Origin of the sequence: Pseudomonas syringae, assembly GCF_021605415.1 — a bacterium.
GTDB lineage: Bacteria > Pseudomonadota > Gammaproteobacteria > Pseudomonadales > Pseudomonadaceae > Aquipseudomonas > Aquipseudomonas syringae_S.
Genome location: NZ_WKEQ01000033.1, coordinates 42,323 through 67,414, shown reverse-complemented (window position 1 = coordinate 67,414; position 25,092 = coordinate 42,323). Strand labels below are relative to the sequence as shown.

Sequence of the window (25,092 nt, the reverse complement as noted above, 5' to 3'; positions counted from 1 at the left end):
GTGGAAACAGCGCGCTCTGGGAGCGGTTTTCACCTTGGATATAGCGCATAAGAAAAATGCCCGTATCTTGCGATACGGGCATTTTCTTCAACCGGCCAGCAGATTGCTAGGTTTTCACACAGCCTGAGCATTGCCGGGTTTTTTTTGCCTACGCTGTAGGTCTTTCGCACACATCAGAGGATCAGGCGACATGTCCAATACAGCCGAGAGGGTCAACATCGTCGACACCCAGGTGTTGTCCCACGACTGGTATCTGCTGAAGAAAATCACCTTCGATTACCAACGTAACAATGGCGACTGGCAACGGCAGACCCGCGAAGTCTACGACCGTGGCAACGGTGCGGCGATCCTGCTGTTGAACCGCGAAAAGCGCACCGTGGTGCTCACGCGCCAGTTTCGTTTGCCGGTGTTCGTCAACGGCCATGACGGCTTGTTGATCGAAGTGGCCGCCGGGTTACTCGAAGGCGCGGCGCCGGAGCAGCGTATCCGCGATGAAGCCGAAGAGGAAACCGGCTATCGCGTGCATGACGTGAAGAAGGTATTCGAGGCCTACATGAGCCCCGGTTCGGTAACGGAGAAGCTGCATTTTTTCATCGCTGAATACGATGCGGCCTCGAAGGTCAGCGCGGGAGGCGGACTGGAAGAAGAGACCGAGGAACTGGAAGTGCTGGAGTGGCGTTTCGATGAAGCCCTGGCGGCGTTCGCGCGCGGGGAAATCTGCGACGCCAAGACCATCATGCTGTTGCAATACGCGGCGATGAACAGTCTGTTTGATGCCTAGGCTTTAGCTAATCCTGTGGGAGCGTGCCTGCTCGCGAAGCGGTCTATCAGCCGCCACTCATGTTGAGCGGCACTGCAATTTCGCGAGCAGGCTCGCTCCCACAAGGATCTCCATCTCAACTCAAAACAGGTCGCCTGTACGGCCGACGTTTATCCCTCGAAAACCCTCCAACCGCAACAACCGCTCCTTCGCTTCAAGCCCACCGGCAAAACCGGTCAATTTCCCGGACGCCCCAATCACCCGATGGCACGGTGCAACAATCGATATCGGATTGCGCCCGTTCGCCGCTCCCACCGCGCGCACCGCCGCTGGATTGCCGATCTGTACAGCAATTTCGCTGTAGGAACGCGTCTGGCCGAACGGAATGGTCAACAACGCCGCCCACACCGATTTCTGAAACGTCGTACCCACGAAGTCCAATTCCAGATCGAAGCAATCGCGCGTGCCGGCAAAATATTCTTCCAGTTGCCGAGCGGTCTTTATCAGGATCGGATTGTCCGGTGCCTCGCTCATCGAACCCAGGCGCACGCGGTTCGGTTTGTCGTTTTCCCAGAGGATGGCCGCCAGTCGTGAGCCGTTCGCGACCAGCTTCAACACGCCCACTGGCGAGGGCAGGGTGATGAACGTATGTGGCATGCGTGCTAACTCCGGATCGTGGCGTGAACAGCGCCCAGCATACTGCCGGATCGGGGAGGCGCAATACGCAATCGCGACCATACTGGCTGTTGCTCTTGAAGCGTTTCCCTACTGAATAAAAAGAAGAGACCGACTCATGAAGTACGAACCTTTTGCCAAAACGCTGATTGCGACCTCCCTGACGCTGACTTGCCTAATGGCCCACGCGGCGTCGGTGGCGCCCGTGGCAGCGGAAAACGGCATGGTCGTCACCGCGCAGCATCTGGCCACCCACGTCGGCGTCGATGTATTGAAAAGTGGCGGCAACGCCGTCGATGCGGCGGTCGCCGTGGGTTACGCGCTGGCGGTGGTCTACCCGGCGGCGGGCAACCTTGGCGGGGGCGGGCTCCTGACCATCCCGTTGGCGGACGGCCGCAAGACCTTTCTCGACTTCCGCGAAAAAGCCCCGCTGGCCGCGACTGCCGACATGTACCTCGACAAGGAAGGCAACGTCGTTCCGGATCTGAGCACTCGCGGGCACTTGGCGGTCGGCGTGCCGGGCACCGTGTCCGGGATGGAAATGGCGCTGAGTAAGTACGGCACCAAACCGCGCAAGGAGATGATCGCCCCGGCGATCAAACTGGCCGAAGACGGTTTTGAACTGGAGCAGGGCGACGTCGAGTTATTGGAGTACGCCACGGACGTGTTCAAAAAGGACATGCGCGATTCCGGCTCGATCTTCCTCAGCAACGGCGAGCCCATGCAGGTCGGGCAGAAACTGGTGCAGAAGGATCTCGGCAAAACCCTGCGCACCATTTCCGAAAAAGGCAGCGACGGCTTCTATAAAGGCTGGGTGGCCGACGCGATCGTCACCTCCAGTCAGGCCAATAAGGGCATCATCACCCAGGCCGACCTCGACAAATACAAGACCCGCGAGCTCGCGCCGGTCGAATGTGATTACCGTGGCTATCACGTGGTTTCCGCGCCGCCGCCAAGCTCTGGCGGCGTGGTCATTTGCCAGATCATGAACATTCTCGAAGGCTATCCGATGAAGGAACTGGGCTTCCACTCGGCCCAGGGCATGCACTACCAAATCGAAGCGATGCGCCACGCCTATGTGGATCGCAACAGCTACCTCGGCGATCCGGACTTCGTGAAAAACCCGATAGAACACCTCCTCGACAAGAACTACGCGACCAAGCTGCGTGACGCCATCGCACCGCAAAAGGCTGGCGTCTCCGCTGAGCTGAAACCCGGCGTGGCACCTCACGAAGGCAGCAACACCACCCATTATTCGATCGTCGATAAATGGGGCAACGCGGTGTCGGTGACTTACACCCTCAACGACTGGTTCGGCGCGGGCGTGATGGCGAGCAAAACCGGGGTCATGCTCAATGACGAAATGGATGATTTCACTTCCAAAGTCGGCGTGCCGAACATGTACGGCCTGGTGCAGGGCGAAGCCAACGCCATCGCGCCGGGCAAGGCGCCGCTGTCGTCGATGAGCCCGACCATCGTCACCAAGGACGGCAAAGTGGTCATGGTGGTCGGCACGCCGGGCGGCAGCCGGATCATCACTGCGACTTTGTTGACCATGCTCAACGTGATCGATTACGGCATGGGGCTGCAGGAAGCCGTTGATGCGCCGCGTTTCCATCAGCAATGGATGCCGGAGGAAACCAACCTCGAAGACTTCGCCGCCAGCCCGGACACGCGCAAGCTCCTGGAAAGCTGGGGGCACAAGTTTGCCGGGCCGCAGGATCCGAACCACATCGCCGCGATCCTCGTCGGCGCGCCATCGCTGGGTGGCAAACCGGTGGGCAAGAACCGCTTCTACGGCGCCAATGATCCACGGCGCAACACCGGCTTGTCACTGGGCTACTGAGCAGCGTAAAAGGAGGGGCGGACGCTTGTCCGTCCCGGTCTTCAGGCAACCATCAAGGAAGGTAACTCATGAGCACGGCATTACTCATCATCGACGTCCAGCGGGCTTTGTGCGCCGGTGAATATGAGTGTTTCGATATCCAAAAAGTAATTACCCGAATCAACGACCTCAGTACTCGCGCACGCCAGGCGGGTATTCCGGTGGTGCTGGTTCAGCATGAAGAAGAGGGCGATCTGCTGACACACGGCAGCGAAGGCTGGCAACTGGCCGAGGGATTGACGGTTTCGGCTCAGGACAAGCGTGTACGCAAGACCACGGGCGACTCGTTCTACCAGACGCCGCTGGCAAAACTGATACCCAAAGAAGACTTCGAGAGGCTGATCATCTGCGGCCTGCAAACCGATTACTGCGTCAACGCCACCGTTCGCCAGGCCCATGAGCGCGGCTACGACGTGGTCATCGCCGCCGACGCCCATTCCACGGTCGATAACGGGACGCTCAGTGCCGAAGACATCATCGCCGAGCACAACAAGGACTGGGCGCACCTGACCGGTTCGGTGGCGCGGATTGATGTCAAACCGGCGGCTGGCATTACCTTTTAGGATCGTCTGACGAATCGCTGCCAGCAGATAGACCGCTATCGCTGGCAAGCCAGCTCCCACAGGGTTTTATGCCAGCCATATTTATCTGTGCATTCAAGGCTGACTCTCAGCTCCACAGATTTTTTGAGCACCCGCAGAACCTGTGGGAGCTGGCTTGCCAGCGAAAGCGTCAGGTCAGGCACCACACCGTCAGCCAGGGCTGCTCAGCGGCAGAAGTGATTCGCCTCAATCGCACTGAAGCAGCAGTCGCTCGATCTGCGCCAATTCCCAGGTGCTCAACAGACTCACCGGATCGGTTCCGTAACGCTGCCAGGTTTCCAGCAAACCCTCGCGACCCTCCGCGCTACGAGCACGTTCGCAGTGGTGCAGACGCTGACCTTCGAAGTCGAGCACCAGCCGCCAACCCTCCAGATCGACCGTCACAAGGTTCGGCCCGCACGGCTCATCGATGCGCCGCAAGGCAACGACTTCCAACGCAGCATCACGCAATCGCTGGCAGACTTCGCGGGCAGTGAGAAAGGCAGGCATGGCAAAACTCGACGAGTAACGGAATGCGCAAGCATAAAGCGCAGCGCCTGTGCTGTCTGCGGACACTGGCCCCGTCGCGCTCACTTGCGTAACATCCGCACCCTCTTTTTTCGCTTATCCATCAGGTACACCATGAAACCGACCCGTCTGCGCGCCGATGTCCTGGCCGGACTCACCACCTCGTTTGCGCTGTTGCCCGAATGCATCGCCTTTGCGCTCGTGGCGCACCTCAATCCGTTGATGGGTCTTTATGGCGCTTTCATCATTTGCACATTGACCGCACTGTTCGGCGGGCGCCCGGGGATGGTGTCCGGCGCGGCCGGGTCAATGGCGGTGGTGATTGTGGCGCTGGTGGTGCAACACGGCGTGCAATATCTGCTGGCAACGGTGCTGCTCGGCGGACTGGTGATGATGGCGTTCGGGTTGCTGCGTCTGGGCAAACTGGTGCGCATGGTGCCGCACCCGGTGATGCTCGGCTTCGTCAACGGCCTGGCGATTATCATTGCGCTGGCGCAACTGGAACATTTCAAAAGCGGTGAACACTGGCTCAGCGGTTCGCCGCTGTACCTGATGACTGGCCTGGTGGCGTTGACCATGGCCATCGTCTATTTGTTGCCACGCCTGACCCGCGCGGTGCCGCCCGCGCTGGTGGCAATTCTTGGCGTCGGTCTGCTGGTGTATCTGCTGGGCCTGCCGACTCGCACCCTCGGTGACATGGCGCACATCGCCGGTGGCTTGCCGACCCTGGCGATGCCCGACATCCCGTGGAATCTGGAGACGCTGTCCATCATCGCGCCTTACGCGATCCTGATGGCCATGGTCGGCCTGCTGGAAACCCTGCTGACCCTGAACCTCACCGATGAAATCACCGAAACCCGTGGCTACCCTGATCGTGAATGCGTGGCCCTCGGCGCAGCGAACATGGTCTCCGGTGTGTTCGGTGGCATGGCGGGTTGCGCGATGATCGGCCAGACCGTGATCAACCTGAGTTCCGGTGGACGCGGACGTCTGTCCGGGGTGGTGGCCGGGGTGCTGATTTTGCTGTTCATCCTGTTTCTGTCGCCGTTGATCGAGCGTATCCCGCTGGCGGCGCTGGTCGGTGTGATGTTTGTGGTGTCGCAACAGACTTTCGCCTGGGCCTCGTTGCGTGTGTTGAACAAGGTGCCGCTCAACGATGTGCTGGTGATCATCGCCGTGACCATCATCACCGTGTTCACCGATCTGGCCACAGCCGTGCTCTGCGGGATCATCATCGCCGCGCTGAACTTCGCCTGGCAGCAGGCCCGCGAGCTGTACGCCGATGCCCACGACGAGGCCGACGGCAGCAAGCTCTACCGCCTGCACGGCACGCTGTTCTTCGCCTCGACCACACCGTTCCTCAACCAGTTCGATCCGGCCAACGATCCGTCGCTAGTGACCCTGGATTGCAAGCACCTGAGCTTCGTCGACTACTCGGCCATCGCCGCGCTGAAAACCCTGCGTGAACGCTACGCCAAGGCCGGCAAGCATTTGCGCGTATTCCATCTGTCCGAACGCTGCAAGAAAATGCTCAAGCGTGCCGGGGTCGAGCACGACTGACCTGCGTCATTCAGTCCTTGAACAGCGTCTTGCCGAGAATCCGTGCGACCTGCTCGGTGGAGTAGGGCTTGGCGAGGAAGTCGTAGCCTTCGCAGCCACTTTTCGCCAGTTCTTCGCTGTAGCCGGACGTCAGGATCACCGGCAAATCCGGTCTGCGCCGACGCAGCTCCTTGGCCAGCGCGACGCCGGTGATGCCAGGCATGACCACATCGGAAAACACCGCGTCGAAAGCTGTGGCTTGCGGGCCGATCAGTTGCAGCGCTTCTTCGGCATTGGTCGCCCACGCCGTTTCGTAGCCCAGATCCTGCAGGATCTGATTGGCAAACTTGCCGACTTCCAGATTGTCTTCAACCACCAATACCCGGCGTTTGGCATTGCCGCACGGTAACTCGGCGAGGGCTTCGAGTGTCGGCAGGCTGACTTCCCCGGCTTCGGCCTGCGGCAGGTACAACGTAAACACCGTTCCCTGGCCGATCACGCTGGCGGCATCCACATTACCGCCGGACTGTTTGGCAAACCCGAACACCTGCGACAGTCCAAGCCCCGTACCCTTGCCGACCACTTTGGTGGTGAAGAACGGCTCGAAAATATGCTCGAGGGTATGCGCATCGATGCCCGGGCCGTTATCCGACAAGGCGATTGCCACGAATGCCTCGCGAGAGCCGGCATGCCCACGGATGGCCGGTAGCGGCAGGTTGCCGGTCAGACGCAATTTGAGGGCGCCCTCGCCATCCATGGCATCGCGGGCATTGAGTGCGATGTTGATCAGCGCGGTTTCGAACTGGCTCAGATCGACGTGGATATAGCAGGGTTCATCAGGCAGCTCGACGCTGACCTGAATCCGCGCACCGGTGACGGTTTCGAGCATTTCGCCGATGTTTGCCAGACGCTGGCCGGCATCGACGATCTCCGGGTTGAGCGGCTGGCGCCGGGCGAATGCGAGCAGTTGATGGGTCAACTTGGCGGCACGCTCGACTGTATCGGCCACCGCGCCGAGGTAACGCTGGCGCCGCTCGGCCGATAGATCCGGCTGGCGCAAAAAATCCATCGACGAGCGAATGATCGTCAGCAGATTGTTGAAATCGTGAGCCACGCCGCCGGTCAACTGGCCGATGGCTTCAAGCTTCTGCGACTGACGCAATGCGGCTTCGGTCTGCGCCAGGCGCGCGCTGCGCTCCTCGACCCGTTGTTCCAGCGTCGCGTTCAATTCGGCCAGCGCGTTCAAACCTTCGCGAACTGCAGCATCGGCGCGCACCCGCTCGATGTGTGCCCACGAACGCTCGGTGACTTCACTCAGCAGCGCCAGTTCATAGCTGGACCAAAGACGCGGCGCGTTGTCATGGATGGCCATCAATGCGGTCAATCGACCGTTTTTGATCAGCGGCATGCAAATGGTCGCGGTGATGCCGATGGCCTGGAAAGTGGCGGCTTCCTCGTCGGGCAATTCCGTCAGGTTGTCGTTGATCTTCAACGGCTCGCCGGCGCGAAGAAGGCTGACGGCTTGCTCGCCGAAATCCTTGAGCCGGTATTGGCCGACGATGCTCGGCGAGCCCGCTGCCGGCCAGTCGCCACGAATGGTGAAGCCGTCCTCATCGGCATCCATGTCGGCGTAGGCGCAGTTCGACAGTTGCAGATGCTCGGCGAGCAAACGGGTGGTGGCCGCGAGGATCGTCTGGGCGTCGGTGGCCGTGGCAACGGCATTGCTGATGGCATCGAGTACTGCCAGGCGTTGATTGAGAAACACCGTTTGCGTGGTTTCGGTGACGGTGTCGAGCATGCCGACTACGTTGCCGAGCGAGTCGCGGATCGGGCTATAGCAAAAGGTGAAATAGGCTTTCTCCGGGCCATCACCCCGGATGATCTTCAGCGGAAAGTCTTCTATATAGGTGGCTTGCCCGGCGAACGCTGCATCGGCAATCGGGCTGATATTGCTCCAGGCTTCTTCCCACACATCGCTGAATGCACGGCCCAACGCTTCGGGTTTGTTGCCGAGAATGGGCAAGAATGCGTCGTTGTATAGCGTAATCAACTCGCAACCCCAGACGATGGCTTGGGGAAAGCGTGAAGCGAGGGTCAGCGAAACGGTGGTCTTGAGTACATCGGGCCAATCCGCCAGCGGACCGAGGGAGGTGTTGTCCCAGTCATGGTGCCGTATCCGATTGGCCATCTCCGTGCCGTTTTGCAGCCAGTCTGTCATGAAGTTAGATACCTTGCGCGCCACCGGAATAGTAGACAGACACTGGTGCGGGGTATTTGGTTTCAGAGTCGGAAATCTGAATCACGACCCACACGTCATGGCGTGATCCAGATCCCGAATTTTTGCTTTTTCAGGCATCGATGGCCGGGAAGTCGATGTCCGGCAGGGCAAGGTTGTTCAGATAGTTGGTCAGGGTTTGCGCAGCGATCAAAGCCACCACTTCAACCAACTTGGCATCATCGATACCGGCGGCGCGGGCGGCGGCAATTTGCTCGTCGCTCAAGCGGCCACGGGTCTCCGTGATCTGGCGGGCGAGGGTTGCAAAGGCATTCAACTCACCCTGGCGCGCCGCAAGGATGTCTTCGGACGAAAGCCCGGCCTTGGCGCCGAACAGCGTATGCGCCGCCAAGCAATAGTCGCAACCGTTGGCTTGCGAGGTGGCGAGGTAAATGGATTCTTTTTCCTTGCCCGTCAGCGATACCTTGCCGAGCGCGGTGGAAATTTGCAGATAAGCGGAGAGGCCCACGGGCGATTTGGCCAGCGTTGCGAAGACGTTAGGCAGAAAACCGATGTTCTTCTTTACACCTTCGAGCAATGGGCGAGTGGCGTCAGGTGCGGTTTCGAGGGTGACAGGTGCGATGCGGCTCATGATGATTCTCCAGATAGACCGGCGCGTTGTGCGTCGGGTATGGAGAGGATGTTAATGAGGAGTGTTGGCGTATTGGGTGCAAATCGTTGACGATATGCGACAGATCGTCCAAATGTCTCGGAGTGCTTATGGATCGCTTATCGACCTTGCTCAGCCATTTCGGCGTGAACGCCGGCACGTTTCACAGCGGCGCTTTTTGCGGCATCAGCGCCCACGATGGCCATCAAGTCTGTGGACACGTTCATCTGCTGCAAGCAGGCCAGTTGCTGGTCAAACTCGGGGATGCCCCGGATGTACGGCTGACCGAGCCGACGCTGATTTTCTTTCCCAAACCTTACCCGCATCGGCTGTTCGCCGACGAAGCCGCTGGCGCTCAACTGGTCTGCGCGTCGCTGACGTTCGATGGCGGTGCGGGCAATGCCCTGGCAGCCGCGTTGCCGGATTATCTGATGCTCAAACTCGATGAAATACCTGAGCTGGCCGGCACGCTGGACTGGCTGTTCAAGGAAGCGTTCGACGGACATTGCGGGCGTGAAGCGGTGATGGATCGACTGTTCGAGCTGTTGGTGATTCTGCTGTTGCGCCATCTTCTTGGCAGCCGCGACCAGCGTCCGGGCATGATGGCGGGGCTCGCGGATGCACGGCTGGCGCGGCCGCTGAGCCTGATCCATGAGCAACCCGCCAAGGCCTGGAGCGTCGCGGAACTGGCGGCCGCAGCAAATTTGTCCCGGGCGGGTTTTGCCGAACATTTCCGTAAAGTGGTGGGGCAGACGCCGGTGGATTATCTGGTGAGCTGGCGCATCAGCCTGGCGCAAAAGCGTCTGCGCGAAGGCCGACCGATTGCGCTGATCGCCGAAGAAGTCGGCTACGAAAGTCCGTCGGCGCTGGCCCGCGCGTTTCGCCGCAAGACTGGACTCAGTCCTCGGGAGTGGAAGGCTAGCGACGCCCCGGCCTGATTATTTGGCGAACTTCTTTGCCCCCGCCACACAGAAAATCACGCCGACCGTCACCGCGATCATGCCGGGGCTGACCTGCTCATGCAGCAACGTCGCCGCCAATGCCAGACCGAAAAACGGTTGCAGCAATTGCAATTGCCCGACCGCCGCGATCCCGCCTTGAGCCAGGCCGCGATACCAGAATACGAAGCCGATCAGCATGCTGAACAGCGACACATAAGCCAGGCTCAACCACGCCGGGAGGCTGATGCCGCTGAACGAGGCGGGCGCCAGCCACAGGCTCAGCGTCGCCATCAATGGCAACGTCAACACCAACGCCCAACAGATCACCTGCCAGCCGCCGAGGGTTCGCGAGAGTTTGGCGCCTTCGGCATAACCGAGGCCACACGCCAGAATCGCCGCCAGCATCAACAGGTCGCCGACGGGGGAAGCGGTCAGCCCTTGGGACACGGCAAAACCGACCACCAGCAAACTGCCAAGAATCGAGAATAACCAGAACACCGGGCGCGGACGTTCGCCGCCGCGCAGCACTGCAAACATCGCGGTGGCCAGTGGCAACAATCCTACAAACACAATCGAATGAGCCGACGTCACGTGTTGCAGCGCCAAGGCCGTCAGCAAAGGAAAACCGAGTACCACGCCGAACGCGACGATCATCAGCGACCACCATTGCGCCCGTACAGGACGGCACTGGCGAAACAGCCTCAACACAATCACCGCCAATGCACCGGCGATGGCGGCTCGGGCCACGGTCAGAAACACCGGATCGAACGCCTGCACTGCCAGGCGCGTGGCTGGCAGCGAGCCGCTGAAAATCACCACGCCGATGAAACCGTTGATCCAGCCGCTGGTTTTTTCCATGACCGGGTTTTGTAGAGCAGAGGTTGTTTGCATGCGGCTTCATACTCAAATGTAGAGTTGCGTTGGGCAAATCCTCGGCCTCAGAATCAGGACAATCAAATAATTGTCATGGATACATCCCGCCATGCCGCGCTCTCGCTACAAAAACCTTGTTGACGCTTATGCCGCTGACATCCGTGCCGGCCGTCTGGCGCCCGGCACGCGCTTGCCCACCCACCGGCAACTCGCCGCCAGCGAAGGCCTGGCCCTGGTCACGGCGTCGCGGGTGTACGCCGAACTCGAAGCCATGGGCTTGGTCAGCGGCGAGACCGGGCGCGGTACGTTCGTGCGGGAAATCTCGTTGCCGCCGGGGCAGGGCGCCGATCAGAAGGACGTTGCTGTCGGCATGGTCGACCTCAATTTCAACTATCCGTCGCTGCCCGGTCAGGCTGATCTCTTGCGCACGGCGTTGCGCCAATTGGCATTGTCCGGTGATCTCGAAGCACTGCTGCGTTACCAGCCTCACGCCGGCCGGCCTCATGAACGAGCATCGGTCGCGCGGCATTTGCTCAGTCGTGGTTTACAGGTGGATGTCGGGCAGGTATTGATCGTCAACGGTGCCCAACAAGGGCTGGCGGTGTCGTTGATGGCGCTGCTCAAACCGGGCGATGTGATCGCCGCCGATGCCTTGACCTATTCGGGCTTCAAGGTGTTGGCCGATGTGCTGCATCTGGAGGTGGTGGGCATTCCTTGCACGGAGACCGGGCCGGATCTTCACGCGTTGGAAAAACTCTGCCGCAGTCGTTCGGTGCGCGCTGTTTACAGCATGCCGACGTTGCACAATCCGCTGGGTTGGGTAATGCCCCTTGAACAACGTGAACAACTGGTTTCGATAGCTCGCCGGCATGATCTGACGATTATTGAGGACGCGGCCTACGCCTTTCTGGTCGAAAATGCACCGCCTCCGCTGGCGGCTCTGGCACCAGAGCGCACTGTGTATGTGTCTGGACTGTCGAAAAATATCGCCACGGGATTGCGGGTCGGTTTTATCGCTGCGCCGGTGTCGTTGGTTTCAGCGCTTGAGCGCATCATCCGTGCAACCACTTGGAACACGCCGGGCGTCATGACGGCGATTGCCTGTGGCTGGCTCGACGACGGCACGGTCGAGCGGCTTGAAACGCAGAAACGCAGCGATGCACAGGCGCGGCAAAATCTGGCGGCCAAGCGGTTGAAAGGACTGCGGTGCATGGGGCATCCGTCTTCGTACTTTTTATGGCTGCCGCTGCCGGAAGATGCGCGTGCCGATCACATTGCCGTGCAACTGATGCACGAACAGATAGCCGTCTCCGTTGCCGAACCGTTTGCGGTATCAGTCCACGTGCCCCACGCGATTCGCCTGGCATTGGGATCAGTCGAGATGGCTGTCCTGGATCAAGCGTTGATCAAAGTGAAGCAAGTGGTCAGCGCTTACATGTAGCGCGACACGCCTTGGGGGATTACCCTTTTCCTCGCCTGTTAATGTTGCCTTGGGATGCTTGATGAAAAACGCTGCTTTACTGACCTTTGCTTTGTGCCTGAGCACGCCAGCCTTTGCTGCCGGCGATGCCGAAGCGGGCGCCAAGCTATTCCCGCGCTTGTGCGGTGGCTGCCATCAGGTTGGTGAATCGGCACGCCCGGCGTTCGGCCCTGAGCTCAACGGCATCGTCGGCCGTCGAGCCGGCACTTCGGCGAACTATATCTACTCCGATGCGATGAAAAGTTCAGGCATTACGTGGGATCGCGAAACCCTCACGGCGTACCTCAAAGACCCGAAAGGCGTGGTGCCGGGCACGCGGATGATCTTCTGGGGCCTGAGCGATGAAGAGAAGGTCGACAACCTGTTGGCCTACCTGCAAAGCTTCCCGGAATAGAAATCCCCACAGTAGGAGTTGCCGAAGGCTGCGGCAGCTCCATTTATTTCGACAATTTCAGGCGTTCACCATGCCCCGTTTGCTATTGATTGCCCCGTTGATGCTCGGCATGGGCCTGGCCCATGCCGGCATTCCAGTGTTCACCGCCACCTGCCCGGGCAAGATCGAAGTCCACGCGGACGAGGGCGGCCCGATCTACATCAACGGCAAGGAAGGCAAACTGAAAACCTTTAACGAAAACTACTACGAAGCCCAAGGCGCCGGAGTGACGATCTCATTGAGCATCAACCCCGACGGTTCGCTCGACGTTTCCTACACTGCGAAAAACAGAGCCCACGGTGTCTGTGAGCTTCTCAAACGTACCGTGTAGGAGCTGCACAGTGTCATCGCATGCGTCAGTCTTTGTCGGAAGCTTCTTTTTGCCTTTGTAATCCAGGTCTGACAGACGTATTCAGCTGACCAAAATGGGCTCGATAGTGGCACTCGGCTAGGCATTGCGGAACCGTTTTCAGCCTGTCAGTCTCGGCGCCCATCGCACCAAGGAGCCAGGTGATCAAGGATGAGCGGATACGTTCCCAACCCCCCCAAAAACCGTCGCTACGCTGAAGCCACACCCGTTGATATCCATGCCGGACATTGGGCTGAATACGAAAAGCACGGCAAACAGCCCGCGCCCGCCAAACAGAAAACCAGCCTCGCGCTGCGCATCGGCGTGTTCTTCGACGGCACCCTGAACAACGCCAGCAACGCCGCTTCCGGCATGCTGTGCGGCGCACACCACCCCATCAAACCCGAAGACGTCGACGCAAGTTGCAAGCCGTACATGGCCGATCCGGAAGGCAGCTACGGGAACGACACGAGCAATATTGCGAAGCTTTTTGAGTTGTACCCGGCGAAGGAGGTGGGTGACGCGGAGTCGAAACGGGTCATGCGCAGTCTTTACATTGACGGCATCGGCACGACGTCGGGGGAAGAAGACAGCATGGGCGGTGCGGCGACGGGGCGTGGTGGTACGGGGGTGGCCGGGAAAGTGCAAAAGGCATTCGTTGCGATGAGCAAGTTGATCCAGCAAGCGACGAACGATTATCCCGATGGCGAAATAGCTTCGCTGACATTCGATACTTTTGGGTTCAGTCGAGGAGCCGCAGCCGCGCGTCATTTCGCTAATGAAATCGTGCGCTGCAAACAGGGGCCGCTGGGTGAAATCCTGCGGAGCAATTCGAATGGTTTCAGTCCAATGTTCGATGGACGTTTCAACAGCGAAATCATCATGGGGTTTATTGGGCTGTTCGACACTGTTCCGTCGATTGCCGGTTTAACAAACCTTGGAAATCTCGAAAGTCCGGTGGCGCCGGGGATCAAGTTGTATCTTGACCGCCAATATTTCACTGACGTAGTGCAATTAGTCGCTCGCGATGAACACCGAGCGAACTTCGCGCTGAGCCGCGTTTCGCCCGCGCATCCCGAGATTACCGTGCCAGGTGCGCATTCGGACATTGGCGGTGGCTACCGAGAGGAAGTAGAAGAGTGCGTTCTCGTCGGTCCCATGCAGGCACTGACGGTTCGGCAAGGAACGGATATTCGCGCGACCTCAATCTATCAAGACGCTTTAGCCGATAAAGCCGCAATGGTTGCAAGCGGATGGCCGGAAGAAATGCTGGAAATCGTGACGCCTGCACCGAGTCCGCTACCCCATTCAAAACCAACGTTTGAGCCGGAGCAAATGCGCGCATACGCCGGTTTGCAGCTCAGGCGACCGGTCAGTGGCAAACTGTCGGTGGTGTATCTGCGGTTGATGCATAAATTGGCTAAGGAGAAGGGTGTGCAGTTTGATGTGATCGACGATAACGATCCTGCTTACCGTGTTCCATCGGACCTACAGCCTTTTTGCGAAAGTGTTCTTGCGGGTAACTATGAGCCAAATCCTCAAGACGAAAAATTGCTTAAGTTGAAATACATTCATATGTCCGCGAACTGGAGTAATCCCTTGGGTGGAAGTCGTGAGCGTGGGATGAGTATCCGATACACCAATGCGCCAACCGAAAACGGAATAAGGGTAAGGCATCCTCATGTGTCTGACTCACTATGGAGAGTGTTCTGATGCGTCTGTTTTTTTTCATCGCTGGATTGCTGGTCATTTCCGGCTGTCACGCAAACAGTTTTGCGGAAAGCGAACTCACGAGAAAATGGTGGAGCCTCAGCTTCAACGAGCCGTTCTATATGAAAGTCTGGGTAGAAGACAGCGCGGTTGAAGACATCAACGGTAAGTTGTTTCGACGCACCGGTGGCGGTGTTGCAGCGGGTGGTGAGCCTGAAGATGGAACCGATTCTGCGAGGGGATGGAAAAACAACATCACCGGCAGCATTCGGGAGGTGGTCGGGGCGGATTTACCCAAACGTATTTACGTTCGGTGGCAATCGATCGTTGAGCCACAAACTTATCGTGCCTGGGTCGATATTCCTGAAGAGGCCAGGGAAATAATGCGTGCCTCGATTACCAAGCCCTGTCCGGCTTCACCGGAGAGACCCGCTGGTACGATTGCGTTCGTCCGAGTGGGTCTTGCACCTGGTGGCGTCGTGCAGGTTTGGGTTTCCGATAATTGTCTAAAACCAGTCAAAGTCGCCCGAGCCCAGGCAAAAGTGGAACCCCTGGGGCCGCATCTAGGGAAGTCTGGCGGCAATTACTATCCGCTGCCTGAACCATCCAAACGCTATATCCAGCAATTCGGCATTCCCTACGGCAGTTGGTGATCCACTTTCACATCCACCCAGGCAAAGCTTCACGGGTAAAACCCGAACGCACCCAAATTGATATCATGCTGCCATCACTTCCGGTAAAGTGTGCGCCGCCCGCGAGATGGATCCCGGGCGTTTACCCATGGAGTCTTGCAGTGAAATATCTGAGCAAAATCGTCGCCGCCGCTGTGTTCGGCGTAGTTCTCGCGGGTTGCACCGGCGCCCCGATGAACACCCAGCATTACGACAGCAGCCAATACACCGTCATTGGTCATAGCGAAGCCACCGCTACCGGCCTGTTGCTGTTCGGCGTCATCCCGATTCAGCAGAACAGCCGCTTTGTCCGCGCGCAGAATGCCGCGATCAAAGCCAAGGGCGGTGACGCCATGATCAACACGCAGGTGCAGGAGAATTGGTTCTGGGCTTGGGTGCTGACCGGCTACACCACCACGATTTCCGGTGACGTAGTGAAGCTGAAAACCGTGCAATAAACGCAACGGCTTGACGCAAAAAAGCCCGGCTGATCAGGCCGGGCTTTTTATTGGGTGCTGCGTTTGGAACGTTGCGCTCGCTTATACAGCGCGGCTTTCAATCAGACGATCCGACCCGCCTTCAGCCACACGACGTTCGATCAGACGATCAGCGCCACCTTCAGCGACACGGTTTTCGATCAGGCGATCAGACCCGCCCTCAGCCACACGACGTTCGATCAAACGATCAGCGCCACCTTCAGCGACACGGTTTTCGATCAGACGATCCGAACCGCCTTCGGCGATCATGGTGCGTGGTGGTTGCGCGGCAAAGGCGTTTACTGCGAAAACCGAGAAAGCAATGCTGAGAAGGATTTGGCGTTTCATGATCGTGTGCTCCGAGGTGTTGTTGGGTATGGAGCTGATCTTACGCCGCGAATTTTTTATGAGAACTTCATAGTGCTGATGGTGACTATCGATGTCAGCGATGGCTGCTCAATCGCCTGTCAGGCGCCCGTCGCGCGTATGCAGAGTTCGCCAGTGGCGCGGGTCAGGGCGAGGTTGTGCAGGGCGTCTACGGTCAGATTCGCGCGTGCGGTGGCGAGCCATGCCGAGCAGTTCGGGTCGCGACGATAGGGCGTGAACGCAGCGTATTGCTGCAGCAAACGGGTTTGCAGTTCATCCAGACGCGGTCGAATCTGTTTGCCCAGATCCGGACGCGGCGTGTCCGGTGCCGCCCCGGCAGCCTGCCATTTAGCCAACAGACCGTATTGCACCAGTTTGTTGGCCTCCATTTGTGCGGCGATCAATTGCGCGACGTCTTCGGGATCCAGTTTGCGCTCGGTTGCCAGTGTCCTGGCATTGGCGATCACCTGCGCCTCGCGGGCGCTGTCCTGAATCGGCTTACCGCTGTCCCACTTTGTCAACGCCACCAAGTCACCGATGTTCAACCGCTCGTTCAGCGTCACCAGCAGCGGTTGCAATGTGTCGGGTGCCGTGGCCGCTTGAGCGGTGCCGGCTAACAGAGCGAGAAGGGCGCAGGGCAATAAGCGAGGGGAGCGGGGCATTGGCAGACTCTCGACGGGCATGAAATGAGGGATCCAGATTAAGCAAAATCCTGCCCTGAAAACAACGCTATAAAGCCATGCCGCCTGCGGCAGCTCCTACAAGGGGGGTAAGCCATCCGAATCCACCCGATAAGAAAAACCGATACCCCCTTAAGGATTTCCCAGAGGCGTGCAATGCACGGGCGGCTTTAGAGTCTCGTCCAGTGTTCGTGCTGTCGGCGTGCAGCCATGGCCGAACCTTCAACGATTGATAAAAACAAAAACAAATAGGTGAAAGACATGAGTCACGAGACGGTCGATATCAAGGCGTGGATCGACAACCGACCGGTTGCCGGCTACCAGTGGCTCATCATGAGCCTGTGTTTTTTCATTGTGTTGTTCGATGGTTTTGATGTGGCGGTGATGGGGTTTATCGCGCCTTCGCTGATTCAGGAATGGGGGCTTTCGAAAGCGGCGTTCGGCCCGGTGATGAGTGCCGGCATGGTCGGCCTGGCCATTGGCGCTTTGACGGCCGGCCCTTACGCCGACCGGTTGGGTCGCAAGAAGGTGCTGCTGTTCGCGGTGACCGGTTTCAGTGTGTTGAGCCTGGCCTGCGCCTTCGCGCGCAATCCTTATGAGTTGGCGGCGCTGCGGCTGTTGACCGGGGTGGCCTTGGGCGCGGCGTTGCCGAACACCACGACGCTGCTGTCCGAATACCTGCCCGAGCGTAATCGTTCGCTCTTTATCACCATCATGTTTACTGGTTTCAATATGGGTTCGGGGATGGGCGGCTTTCTGGCGGCCTGGTTGATCCCTAGCCATGGCTGGCAGGCCGTGTTGCTGGCCGGGGGGATTTTGCCGCTGGTGCTGCTGCCGTTCCTGTGGCTGCTATTGCCTGAGTCCGCACGTTTCCTGGCGGCGCGAAATGCCTCGGCCAGTCAGATTGCCAAGGTGCTGAACAAACTCGGCGGCACGTTCACTGCCGCGACAAAATTCGTTGTCAGCGAACCGCAGGCGCAAAGCAAGGCGCCAGTGCGCATGTTGTTCTCCGAGGCCTATCGCTTCGGCACCGTGGCGCTGTGGATGACCTACTTCATGGGCCTGCTGGTGATTTACCTGACCATGGGCTGGATGCCGACGCTATTGCGTGAAGGTGGTTTGTCCATCGAACGCGCGGCGACCATCACCGGGCTGTTCCAGATCGGCGGCACGGTCGGTGCGATTGTCGTGGGTTGGGCGATGGATCGACGCAACCCGAACAGTGTGATCGCCACCTCGTATGCCTTGGGCGGCGCGTTCATTCTGTTGCTCGGCGCGTTCAGCCTGGAATCGAGCCTGTTAGCGTTTGGCGTGGTCGCGGCGGGTTTCTGCATGAGCGGCGCGCAGACCGGCCTTAACGCCTTCGCGCCGGGCTATTACCCGACGGACTTCCGCGCCACGGGCGTCAGCTGGATGCTGGGTATCGGTCGTTTCGGGGCTATCTTTGGTTCACTCATCGGTGGCGCGGTGCTCAGCCTAGGCTTGGGCTTGCCGTTGCTGTTCGCGCTGTTGAGTGTGCCGGCCTTCATCGCTGCACTGGCGATTCTGGCCAACGGTCATGCACGGCGCCGGGTTGCCCGAACCGTGCTGGCGCAATAACTTTCTTCAGCCCACCTTAAGCAAATACGGGAATTTTTTATGGCACGCATCATCGGTGGCCTCGCTGTTTCTCATACACCCACCATCGGCTTTGCCGTCGACCACGACAAGCAGAACGAGGCGGCCTGGGCGCCGATCTTTGAAGGTTTCGAGCCGATCAAGGTCTGGTTGAAAGAGCAGAAGCCGGACGTGCTGTTCTACATCTTCAACGACCATGTGACGTCGTTCTTCTTCGACCACTATGGCGCGTTCTCGCTGGGCGTGGATGAGCGTTACGAAGTCGCCGACGAAGGTGGCAATCCGCGCTCGCTGCCGGCAGTGGGCGGCCATGCGGCGCTGTCGCGGCACATCGGCCAAAGCCTGATGGCCGATGAGTTCGACATGAGTTTCTTCCGCGATAAACCGCTCGATCACGGCTTCTTCTCGCCGATGTCGGCGCTGTTGCCGTGCGAGCCGGAGTGGCCGGTGGAAATCGTGCCATTGCAGGTGGGCGTGTTGCAGTTCCCGATTCCCAGCGCGCTGCGTTGCTACAAGCTCGGTCAAGCGCTGCGTCGGGCCATCGAAAGCTATCCGGAGGACTTGAAAGTGGCCATCGTCGCCACCGGTGGCGTTTCCCATCAGGTGCATGGCGAGCGCTGTGGATTCAATAACCCTGAGTGGGATGCGCAGTTCATTGATCTGCTAGTCAACGACCCGCAACGCCTCACCGAAATGACCCATGCCGAATACGCCACCCTCGGCGGCATGGAAGGCTCGGAAGTGATCACTTGGCTGATCATGCGCGGCGCGATGTCTGCCACGGTGAAAAACCTGCATCAGGATTACTACCTGCCATCCATGACCGGGATCGCCACGCTGTTGCTGGAAAATCAGGATCGTCCGGTGCCGGTCGACGCCAACGCGCGGCATTTGCAGCACATGCAACACCAATTGGCCGGCATCGAGAAACTCGAAGGCACTTACCCGTTCACCCTGGAACGCAGTGCCAAGGGTTATCGCCTGAACAAGTTCCTGCACCGGATGGTCGAGCCGCAATGGCGCGAGCGTTTTCTTGAAACGCCGGACGTGCTCTTCGAGGAGAGCGGGTTGAGCGAAGAGGAACGCGATCTGCTGCGCCGTCGTGACTGGCGTGGATTGATTCAATACGGGGCAATTTTCTTCGTGCTGGAGAAACTTGCAGCGGTACTCGGTGTGCCCAATCTGCAGATTTATGCCGCGATGCGCGGGCAGAGTCTGGAGGATTTCATGAAAACCCGGAACCAGCAGGTGCTGTATTCGGTGGCGGGAAGGGCGCCGCGCTGATCGCTTGATATCGCTTTGAATGACGGCCCTTCACCGGGCCGTTTTCTGAAAATCTTAGCCACTTGATTCAACTGCGCCTGTAAAGACGGGCGCGGCGCATTTCCATACCCAAAATCGGAAAACAATAACAATGAAAATCACCGTAAAACATCGCAGTGTCTGCACGCTGGCGGTTGCCTGCGTTCTCCCCATGGAAGGCTGGGCCGCCGGTTTTCTCGACGATGCCAGCGCCAACCTGAACCTGCGCAATTTCTACATTAATCGCAATTTCACCAACCCGGCGAACGCGCAAGGCAAGGCCGAAGAATGGACACAGAGTTTTATTCTCGACGCCAGATCCGGCTTCACCCAGGGCACCGTCGGATTTGGTGTGGATGTGTTGGGGTTGTATTCGCTGAAGCTCGATGGCGGTAAAGGTACGGGTGGCACGCAGTTGTTACCGGTCGATGGCGACGGGCGTCCGGCCGATGATTTCGGTCGGTTGGCGGTCGCCGGGAAAATGAAAATCGGCAAGACCGAAGTGAAGGTGGGGGAGTGGATGCCAGTGTTGCCGATCCTGCGTTCCGACGATGGCCGCTCATTGCCGCAAACCTTTCGCGGCGGCCAGATCACCTCGCAGGACATCGCCGGCCTGACCTTATATGGCGGGCAGTTCCGGCAGAACAGTCCGCGTAACGACTCGAGCATGGAAGACATGTTCATGCAGGGCAAAACCGCGTTTACCTCCGACCGTTTCAATTTCGTCGGCGGCGAATACAGCTTCAATGACAAGCGCACGACGATCGGCGTGTGGAATGCAGAGCTCAAAGACATCTATCAGCAGCAATACGTGCAATTGCTCCACAGCCAGCCGCTCGGTGACTGGACGCTGGGCGCCAACCTCGGTTATTTCTGGGGCCGCGAGGACGGCAGCGCGCGTGCCGGCGACCTGGATAACCGTACCGTCTCGGCCATGCTTTCGGCCCGCTATGGCGGCAGCACCTTCTATGTCGGCCTGCAAAAGCTCACTGGCGACGATGCATGGATGCGGGTCAATGGCACCAGCGGCGGGACGCTGGCCAACGACAGTTACAACAACAGCTATGACAATGCCCGGGAAAAATCCTGGCAACTGCGTCACGACTACAACTTCGTGGCTCTCGGCGTTCCCGGCCTGACCCTGATGAACCGCTACATCAGCGGGGACAACGTACACACCGGCAGTGTGACGGATGGCAAAGAGTGGGGCCGCGAGTCCGAGCTGGCGTACACGCTGCAAAGCGGCACGTTCAAGAACCTCAATGTGCGCTGGCGCAATTCCAGCATTCGTCGCGATTACAGCAGCAATGAATTTGATGAAAATCGGCTGATCGTCAGCTATCCGTTCAGTCTGCTGTAAAGCAAACGTCAAAAGATCGCAGCGTGCCGCAGCTCCTACAGGGGCGGCGGGCTGCGATCTGTCGATCTTTATTTGGCTTGGGCAATCACCTGTCGGATCATGTCCATCAACGCCATGGCCACCGGCGAATGCAGACATCCATTGCGGTACGTCAGCCCGATCGCGCGGGTGGTCTGCTGCAACTCCAGCGGCAAAATGCACAGTTCACCTGATGCAATTTCCTGTTCCAGTTGATGTGCCGACACCGCGGCGAGCATGTCCGAGCGCAACAGCAGCCCGCGAATGATCGCCATGTCGCCGGTTTCCACCACCGGCCGGGGCGGGGCGATGCCGAACCGGCGGAAACACTCGTCGAGCATCTTCCGGGCCGGGGAACCTGCACGCGGTAACACCCATTGGGCGGCGCTGAGATCCTCACGCAGGACGGTTTTCGAATAGAGCGGATGGTCGCAACGCGCCAGCATTACCATGTCTTCGGTGAGTAACGAAACGCCAGTCAGATCGCTGGCGTAAGACGGCGAACGCAATGCGCCGAAAATGAAGTCCACGTCGCCGGCACGCAGTTCCGTCGCGAGCAAATCAAACGGACTTTCGTTGGTGATGACCTGGATCTTCGGGTGCTCGGCCATCAGTCGCACGATGGCTTCGGGCAATATTCGCGTGCGCCCCAGTGGCAGGGCGCCGACATGCACGACGCCTTGCAATGCGCCGCGCAGGGCGGTGAGATCCGTCTCGATATGGCGCAACTCGTTGAGCGCCCGGCGGATCGGAAAAAGGATTTCATGGCTGGCCCGGGTCGGTTGCAACCCGCGCGGTGTGCGTTCAAATAGCGGTTTGCCGCAGCCGCCCTCCATCACTTTCAAGGTCGAGCTGACAGCGGGTTGGCTGAGGCCCAGAAGGCTGGCGACTGTCTGCATGTGATGCGTTTCGCAGAGTTTGACGAAGACCTGCAGACGCCTGACCTGGAACAGATAAAGCGGCTCGACAGCTTGCTTGTCGCCACCACCCAACAAGCCCGGCACGCTGTCCAGCTCTGCCAAGACGCGCCGTGCCCGGGGCAACAGGCGCTGGCCGACATCGGTCAATCGCATGCCGTTAGCGTGGCGCTCGAACAATGCCACGTCGAGTCGCGCCTCCAGCTCCGATATCGAGCGGGTGACCACGGACTGAGCCCGAAACAACGCCTCGGACGCCTTGGACACGCTGCCGTAATCCGCCACACGCACGAAGGCGCGTATGTGCATCAGGTTGGGAAGTTCGCTCGGTTCCATGGGGGGGCAGGCTCAACGATGGGCTTCGCGGCAGGATATCCCTTTGCCCGAAGACAGTGGCAATAAAAAAAATGCATACCTCATACACATCAACGCATTACTCCGTGAGTTGCGCCGGTGCGATGCTCGTTCGAAACGCAGGAGGAGTATCCGCAAATGATCGAGTCACCGAAAACCGCGCTGGTGGTCAGCGCACATTCCGCCGATTTCGTCTGGCGTGCCGGCGGCGCGATCGCCCTGCATGCGCAGCAAGGCTACAACGTGCACATCGTCTGCCTGTCCTTCGGCGAGCGTGGCGAGTCCGCCAAGCTATGGCGCAAGGGCGAAATGAGCGAGGACAAGGTCAAAACCGCACGCCGCGAAGAAGCCCAGGCTGCCGCCGACATTCTGGGGGCCAGCGTCGAATTCTTCGACATCGGCGATTACCCGATGCGCGCAGACAAAGAGACCTTGTTCCGTCTCGCCGATGTGTTTCGTCGGGTGCAACCCGAATTCGTCCTCAGCCACTCGCTGAAAGACCCGTACAACTACGACCACCCGCTGGCCATGAACCTGACCCAAGAGGCGCGCATCATCGCTCAGGCTGAAGGCTACAAGCCGGGCGAAAAAATCGTCGGTGCACCGCCGGTGTACAGCTTCGAACCGCATCAGCCTGAACAGTGCGAATGGCGTCCCGACGTGTTGCTCGACATCACCTCGGTCTGGGACAAGAAATACGCCGCCATCCAGTGCATGGCCGGTCAGGAACATCTCTGGGAGTATTACACCCGCGTCGCCCAGCAACGCGGCGTGCAAGCCAAACGCAATGTTGGCATCACCTCGAAACGCGACATCGTTTACGGCGAGGGTTACCAGAGCATCTTCCCGCGTGTGACGGAGAATCTGGGATGAGCCATTTGATCGGAAAGACCGGCGTCGTCGTGCGCCATATCGACCGGGCGGAGCAGGCATTGGTCGATGAGTTGCAGCGTTATGGTGTCGCCACGATCCATGAAGCGCAGGGCCGCAAAGGCTTGCTGGCGCCTTCGATCACGCCGATTCAACGCGGCACGATGATCAGCGGTTCAGTGGTCACGGTGCTGGTCGCGCCGGGCGATAACTGGATGTTCCATGTGGCGGTCGAGCAATGCCTTCCGGGCGATATTTTGGTGGTCGCGCCCAGTTCTCCTTGCACCGACGGTTACTTCGGCGACTTGCTGGCCACCTCGCTCAAGGCCCATGGCGTGCGGGCGCTGGTGATCGATGCGGGCGTGCGTGACACCCACACCCTGCGGGAGATGGGCTTCCCGGTCTGGTCTCGGGCCATCAGCGCCCAAGGCACGATCAAGGAAACCCTCGGCTCGGTCAATCTGCCGCTGGTGTGCGGCGGGCAATTGGTCAACGCCGGCGACGTGGTGGTGGCGGATGACGACGGCGTGGTCATCGTGCGTCGCGCCGAGGTGGCGCAGGTCGTCGAAGCGAGCCGCGCCCGCGCTGATCTCGAAGAGCAGAAAGCGCTGCGACTGGCCAAAGGCGAGTTGGGTCTGGACATTTACAACATGCGTCCGCGCCTCGCCGAAAAAGGTCTGCGTTACGTCGACAGTCTTGACGAACTGGGTGATTGAGCCATGAGCCAGACACGCATTCCTTGCCTGCTGATGCGCGGCGGCACGTCCAAAGGCGCGTATTTTCTGGCCGGTGACTTGCCTGAAGAGCCGTCGGTTCGCGACAGCGTTTTGCTCGCGGTCATGGGTTCGCCGGATGAGCGGCAGATCGATGGCATTGGCGGCGGCGATTCGCTGACCAGCAAGGTCGCGATCATCCGGCCGTCCACGCGCAGTGACGCCGATGTCGACTATTTGTTCGCTCAAGTGGTAGTCAACGAGCCGCGTGTCGATTACGGCCAGAACTGCGGCAACATCCTTGCCGGGGTCGGGCCGTTCGCGATTGAGCGCGGACTGGTGACGGTGAAAGGCGACGTGACGCCGGTACGCATTTTCATGGAAAACACCGGGCAAATCGCAATTGCCCGGGTTCCGACGCCCGACGGTGCCGTCAGCTATGCGGGTGAGGCCCGGATCGACGGCGTGCCCGGCCATGCCGCGCCGCTGATCATCGAGTTCGAAGACATTGCCGGCTCCAGTTGCGGCGCGTTGCTGCCGACCGGCAACGCGGTGGATGTGTTCGACGGCATCGACGTGACGTGCATCGACAATGGCATGCCGGTGGTGTTGATTCGCGCGGGCGATCTGGGGCTTGGCGGTTATGAAAGCCCTGAGCAGCTCGACGCCGATACAGCGCTCAAGGCACGCCTGGAATCGATCCGCTTGCAGGCAGGCCCGCACATGAATCTTGGCGATGTGAGCCAGCGCAACGTGCCGAAAATGTCGCTGATCGCACCGGCCCAGGCGGGCGGGGCGCTCAGCACCCGGACGTTCATTCCCCATCGCTGCCACACCAGCATTGGCGTGTTCGGTGCGGTCAGCGTAGCGGCTGCGTGCCTGATTAACGGCAGCGTGGCGGCGGCTGTCGCCGATGTCAGTGAGGGCGATGTGCAGCGGATGCGAGTCGAACACCCGACCGGGGAGTTCACCGTGGAACTTCGCCTGCAAGAGGGCCAGATCGTCAGTTGCGGGCTGATGCGCACGGCGCGGCTGCTGTTCGACGGCGCGGTTTGTATTGCGTCGAGCTTGTGGAGCGGTCACTCGAAAAGATGACGTTTCACGTTCAT

General features: G+C 59.5%; 24 protein-coding genes and 1 pseudogene. 17 read left to right on the top strand and 8 right to left on the bottom strand.

Annotated elements, in window-relative coordinates; translation table 11 throughout:
• Positions 1–190 precede the first annotated feature (190 nt).
• Entirely contained in the window at positions 191–781 is a 591-nt protein-coding gene (locus tag GIW69_RS20815; RefSeq protein WP_236484667.1) for an NUDIX domain-containing protein, read from the top strand.
• 120 nt (positions 782–901) lie between these two features.
• Here the strand turns inward: GIW69_RS20815 and GIW69_RS20810 are convergent, their stop codons facing one another.
• Entirely contained in the window at positions 902–1,417 is a 516-nt protein-coding gene (locus GIW69_RS20810) for a methylated-DNA--[protein]-cysteine S-methyltransferase (protein WP_236484668.1), read from the bottom strand.
• Between the two features lie 136 nt (positions 1,418–1,553).
• Here GIW69_RS20810 and ggt point away from each other — a divergent pair, with 136 nt between their 5' ends.
• Positions 1,554–3,281, top strand: a complete 1,728-nt coding sequence (gene ggt / locus GIW69_RS20805) for a gamma-glutamyltransferase (protein WP_236484666.1) — start codon at positions 1,554–1,556, stop codon at positions 3,279–3,281.
• A 68-nt stretch (positions 3,282–3,349) separates the two neighbouring features.
• Positions 3,350–3,883: a cysteine hydrolase family protein gene (locus GIW69_RS20800; RefSeq protein WP_236484665.1), complete on the top strand. Its 534-nt coding sequence runs from the start codon at positions 3,350–3,352 to the stop codon at positions 3,881–3,883.
• Between the two features lie 225 nt (positions 3,884–4,108).
• On the opposite strand, the gene GIW69_RS20795 is transcribed toward GIW69_RS20800, so the two are convergent.
• Entirely contained in the window at positions 4,109–4,411 is a 303-nt protein-coding gene (locus GIW69_RS20795) for a DUF7693 family protein (RefSeq protein ID WP_236484664.1), read from the bottom strand.
• A gap of 132 nt (positions 4,412–4,543) precedes the next feature.
• Between GIW69_RS20795 and GIW69_RS20790 the strand changes: the two genes are divergently transcribed.
• Entirely contained in the window at positions 4,544–5,989 is a 1,446-nt protein-coding gene (locus GIW69_RS20790; RefSeq protein WP_236484663.1) for a SulP family inorganic anion transporter, read from the top strand.
• 10 nt (positions 5,990–5,999) lie between these two features.
• Here GIW69_RS20790 and GIW69_RS20785 read toward each other — a convergent pair whose 3' ends face one another.
• On the bottom strand, positions 6,000–8,186 hold the full coding sequence (locus GIW69_RS20785) for a response regulator (RefSeq protein ID WP_236484662.1): 2,187 nt from the start codon (positions 8,184–8,186) through the stop codon (positions 6,000–6,002).
• Positions 8,187–8,316: 130 nt separating this feature from the next.
• Positions 8,317–8,835 carry a carboxymuconolactone decarboxylase family protein gene (locus tag GIW69_RS20780; protein WP_236484661.1) on the bottom strand — a complete coding sequence of 173 codons (519 nt, stop codon included), beginning with the start codon at positions 8,833–8,835 and terminating at the stop codon, positions 8,317–8,319.
• Between the two features lie 128 nt (positions 8,836–8,963).
• On the opposite strand from GIW69_RS20780, the gene GIW69_RS20775 reads away from it, so the two are divergent.
• The gene (locus GIW69_RS20775) at positions 8,964–9,791 is read left to right on the top strand and encodes an AraC family transcriptional regulator (protein WP_236484660.1); all 828 of its coding nucleotides are present in this window, start codon (positions 8,964–8,966) and stop codon (positions 9,789–9,791) included.
• On the opposite strand, the gene GIW69_RS20770 is transcribed toward GIW69_RS20775, so the two are convergent.
• A complete protein-coding gene (locus GIW69_RS20770; RefSeq protein ID WP_236484659.1) occupies positions 9,792–10,685 on the bottom strand; it encodes a DMT family transporter in 894 nt (297 codons plus the stop codon).
• 91 nt (positions 10,686–10,776) lie between these two features.
• Between GIW69_RS20770 and GIW69_RS20765 the strand changes: the two genes are divergently transcribed.
• From GIW69_RS20765 to GIW69_RS20740, 6 genes are all read left to right on the top strand, one after another.
• Positions 10,777–12,108, top strand: a complete 1,332-nt coding sequence (locus GIW69_RS20765) for an aminotransferase-like domain-containing protein (protein WP_236484658.1) — start codon at positions 10,777–10,779, stop codon at positions 12,106–12,108.
• A gap of 61 nt (positions 12,109–12,169) precedes the next feature.
• The gene (locus GIW69_RS20760) at positions 12,170–12,541 is read left to right on the top strand and encodes a c-type cytochrome (RefSeq protein ID WP_236484657.1); all 372 of its coding nucleotides are present in this window, start codon (positions 12,170–12,172) and stop codon (positions 12,539–12,541) included.
• 70 nt (positions 12,542–12,611) lie between these two features.
• Positions 12,612–12,911, top strand: a complete 300-nt coding sequence (locus tag GIW69_RS20755; protein ID WP_236484656.1) for a hypothetical protein — start codon at positions 12,612–12,614, stop codon at positions 12,909–12,911.
• Positions 12,912–13,100: 189 nt separating this feature from the next.
• Positions 13,101–14,642, top strand: coding sequence for a phospholipase effector Tle1 domain-containing protein (locus tag GIW69_RS20750; protein WP_236484655.1), 1,542 nt, complete (start codon positions 13,101–13,103; stop codon positions 14,640–14,642).
• Entirely contained in the window at positions 14,642–15,292 is a 651-nt protein-coding gene (locus GIW69_RS20745; RefSeq protein WP_236484654.1) for a DUF2931 family protein, read from the top strand. The genes GIW69_RS20750 and GIW69_RS20745 overlap by 1 nt, the downstream gene beginning before the upstream one ends.
• Before the next feature lie 140 nt (positions 15,293–15,432).
• Positions 15,433–15,768: a hypothetical protein gene (locus GIW69_RS20740; protein WP_236484653.1), complete on the top strand. Its 336-nt coding sequence runs from the start codon at positions 15,433–15,435 to the stop codon at positions 15,766–15,768.
• Positions 15,769–15,858: 90 nt separating this feature from the next.
• On the opposite strand, the pseudogene GIW69_RS20735 reads toward GIW69_RS20740, so the two are convergent.
• Both GIW69_RS20735 and GIW69_RS20730 read right to left on the bottom strand, forming a co-directional pair.
• A pseudogene (locus GIW69_RS20735) lies at positions 15,859–16,134 on the bottom strand (hypothetical protein); the annotation flags it as partial.
• A gap of 119 nt (positions 16,135–16,253) precedes the next feature.
• Positions 16,254–16,814: a chorismate mutase gene (locus GIW69_RS20730; RefSeq protein ID WP_236484651.1), complete on the bottom strand. Its 561-nt coding sequence runs from the start codon at positions 16,812–16,814 to the stop codon at positions 16,254–16,256.
• A 279-nt stretch (positions 16,815–17,093) separates the two neighbouring features.
• On the opposite strand from GIW69_RS20730, the gene GIW69_RS20725 reads away from it, so the two are divergent.
• From GIW69_RS20725 to GIW69_RS20715, 3 genes are all read left to right on the top strand, one after another.
• The gene (locus GIW69_RS20725; protein ID WP_236484650.1) at positions 17,094–18,431 is read left to right on the top strand and encodes an MFS transporter; all 1,338 of its coding nucleotides are present in this window, start codon (positions 17,094–17,096) and stop codon (positions 18,429–18,431) included.
• Between the two features lie 39 nt (positions 18,432–18,470).
• Positions 18,471–19,733 carry a gallate dioxygenase gene (locus GIW69_RS20720; protein WP_236484649.1) on the top strand — a complete coding sequence of 421 codons (1,263 nt, stop codon included), beginning with the start codon at positions 18,471–18,473 and terminating at the stop codon, positions 19,731–19,733.
• Between the two features lie 130 nt (positions 19,734–19,863).
• Positions 19,864–21,111 (top strand): OprD family porin, encoded by a 1,248-nt coding sequence (locus tag GIW69_RS20715; protein WP_236484648.1) that lies wholly within the window; start codon positions 19,864–19,866, stop codon positions 21,109–21,111.
• A gap of 68 nt (positions 21,112–21,179) precedes the next feature.
• On the opposite strand, the gene GIW69_RS20710 is transcribed toward GIW69_RS20715, so the two are convergent.
• Positions 21,180–22,382 (bottom strand): LysR family transcriptional regulator, encoded by a 1,203-nt coding sequence (locus GIW69_RS20710; protein WP_236484647.1) that lies wholly within the window; start codon positions 22,380–22,382, stop codon positions 21,180–21,182.
• A gap of 156 nt (positions 22,383–22,538) precedes the next feature.
• On the opposite strand from GIW69_RS20710, the gene galB reads away from it, so the two are divergent.
• The 3 genes from galB to GIW69_RS20695 are packed head-to-tail and all read left to right on the top strand — an operon-like array spanning position 22,539 to position 25,078.
• Complete coding sequence (gene galB, locus GIW69_RS20705) at positions 22,539–23,273, top strand: 4-oxalmesaconate hydratase (protein WP_236484646.1); 735 nt, start codon at positions 22,539–22,541, stop codon at positions 23,271–23,273.
• Positions 23,270–23,986, top strand: a complete 717-nt coding sequence (locus GIW69_RS20700; protein WP_236484645.1) for a 4-carboxy-4-hydroxy-2-oxoadipate aldolase/oxaloacetate decarboxylase — start codon at positions 23,270–23,272, stop codon at positions 23,984–23,986. The genes galB and GIW69_RS20700 overlap by 4 nt, the downstream gene beginning before the upstream one ends.
• Positions 23,987–23,989: 3 nt before the next feature.
• Positions 23,990–25,078 (top strand): 4-oxalomesaconate tautomerase, encoded by a 1,089-nt coding sequence (locus GIW69_RS20695; protein ID WP_236484644.1) that lies wholly within the window; start codon positions 23,990–23,992, stop codon positions 25,076–25,078.
• The last annotated feature ends 14 nt before the right edge of the window (positions 25,079–25,092 follow it).

Coding starts and splice junctions, on each gene's coding strand:
- GIW69_RS20775 (WP_236484660.1), top strand. CDS start 8,964: ATGGATCGCTTATCGACCTTGCTCAGCCATTTCGGCGTGAACGCCGGC.
- GIW69_RS20750 (WP_236484655.1), top strand. CDS start 13,101: ATGAGCGGATACGTTCCCAACCCCCCCAAAAACCGTCGCTACGCTGAA.
- GIW69_RS20710 (WP_236484647.1), bottom strand. CDS start 22,382: ATGGAACCGAGCGAACTTCCCAACCTGATGCACATACGCGCCTTCGTG.
- GIW69_RS20755 (WP_236484656.1), top strand. CDS start 12,612: ATGCCCCGTTTGCTATTGATTGCCCCGTTGATGCTCGGCATGGGCCTG.
- GIW69_RS20725 (WP_236484650.1), top strand. CDS start 17,094: ATGAGTCACGAGACGGTCGATATCAAGGCGTGGATCGACAACCGACCG.
- GIW69_RS20790 (WP_236484663.1), top strand. CDS start 4,544: ATGAAACCGACCCGTCTGCGCGCCGATGTCCTGGCCGGACTCACCACC.
- GIW69_RS20810 (WP_236484668.1), bottom strand. CDS start 1,417: ATGCCACATACGTTCATCACCCTGCCCTCGCCAGTGGGCGTGTTGAAG.
- GIW69_RS20815 (WP_236484667.1), top strand. CDS start 191: ATGTCCAATACAGCCGAGAGGGTCAACATCGTCGACACCCAGGTGTTG.
- GIW69_RS20720 (WP_236484649.1), top strand. CDS start 18,471: ATGGCACGCATCATCGGTGGCCTCGCTGTTTCTCATACACCCACCATC.
- GIW69_RS20785 (WP_236484662.1), bottom strand. CDS start 8,186: ATGACAGACTGGCTGCAAAACGGCACGGAGATGGCCAATCGGATACGG.
- GIW69_RS20800 (WP_236484665.1), top strand. CDS start 3,350: ATGAGCACGGCATTACTCATCATCGACGTCCAGCGGGCTTTGTGCGCC.
- galB (WP_236484646.1), top strand. CDS start 22,539: ATGATCGAGTCACCGAAAACCGCGCTGGTGGTCAGCGCACATTCCGCC.
- GIW69_RS20715 (WP_236484648.1), top strand. CDS start 19,864: ATGAAAATCACCGTAAAACATCGCAGTGTCTGCACGCTGGCGGTTGCC.
- GIW69_RS20730 (WP_236484651.1), bottom strand. CDS start 16,814: ATGCCCCGCTCCCCTCGCTTATTGCCCTGCGCCCTTCTCGCTCTGTTA.
- GIW69_RS20695 (WP_236484644.1), top strand. CDS start 23,990: ATGAGCCAGACACGCATTCCTTGCCTGCTGATGCGCGGCGGCACGTCC.
- GIW69_RS20760 (WP_236484657.1), top strand. CDS start 12,170: ATGAAAAACGCTGCTTTACTGACCTTTGCTTTGTGCCTGAGCACGCCA.
- GIW69_RS20745 (WP_236484654.1), top strand. CDS start 14,642: ATGCGTCTGTTTTTTTTCATCGCTGGATTGCTGGTCATTTCCGGCTGT.
- GIW69_RS20780 (WP_236484661.1), bottom strand. CDS start 8,835: ATGAGCCGCATCGCACCTGTCACCCTCGAAACCGCACCTGACGCCACT.
- GIW69_RS20700 (WP_236484645.1), top strand. CDS start 23,270: ATGAGCCATTTGATCGGAAAGACCGGCGTCGTCGTGCGCCATATCGAC.
- GIW69_RS20770 (WP_236484659.1), bottom strand. CDS start 10,685: ATGCAAACAACCTCTGCTCTACAAAACCCGGTCATGGAAAAAACCAGC.
- ggt (WP_236484666.1), top strand. CDS start 1,554: ATGAAGTACGAACCTTTTGCCAAAACGCTGATTGCGACCTCCCTGACG.
- GIW69_RS20765 (WP_236484658.1), top strand. CDS start 10,777: ATGCCGCGCTCTCGCTACAAAAACCTTGTTGACGCTTATGCCGCTGAC.
- GIW69_RS20795 (WP_236484664.1), bottom strand. CDS start 4,411: ATGCCTGCCTTTCTCACTGCCCGCGAAGTCTGCCAGCGATTGCGTGAT.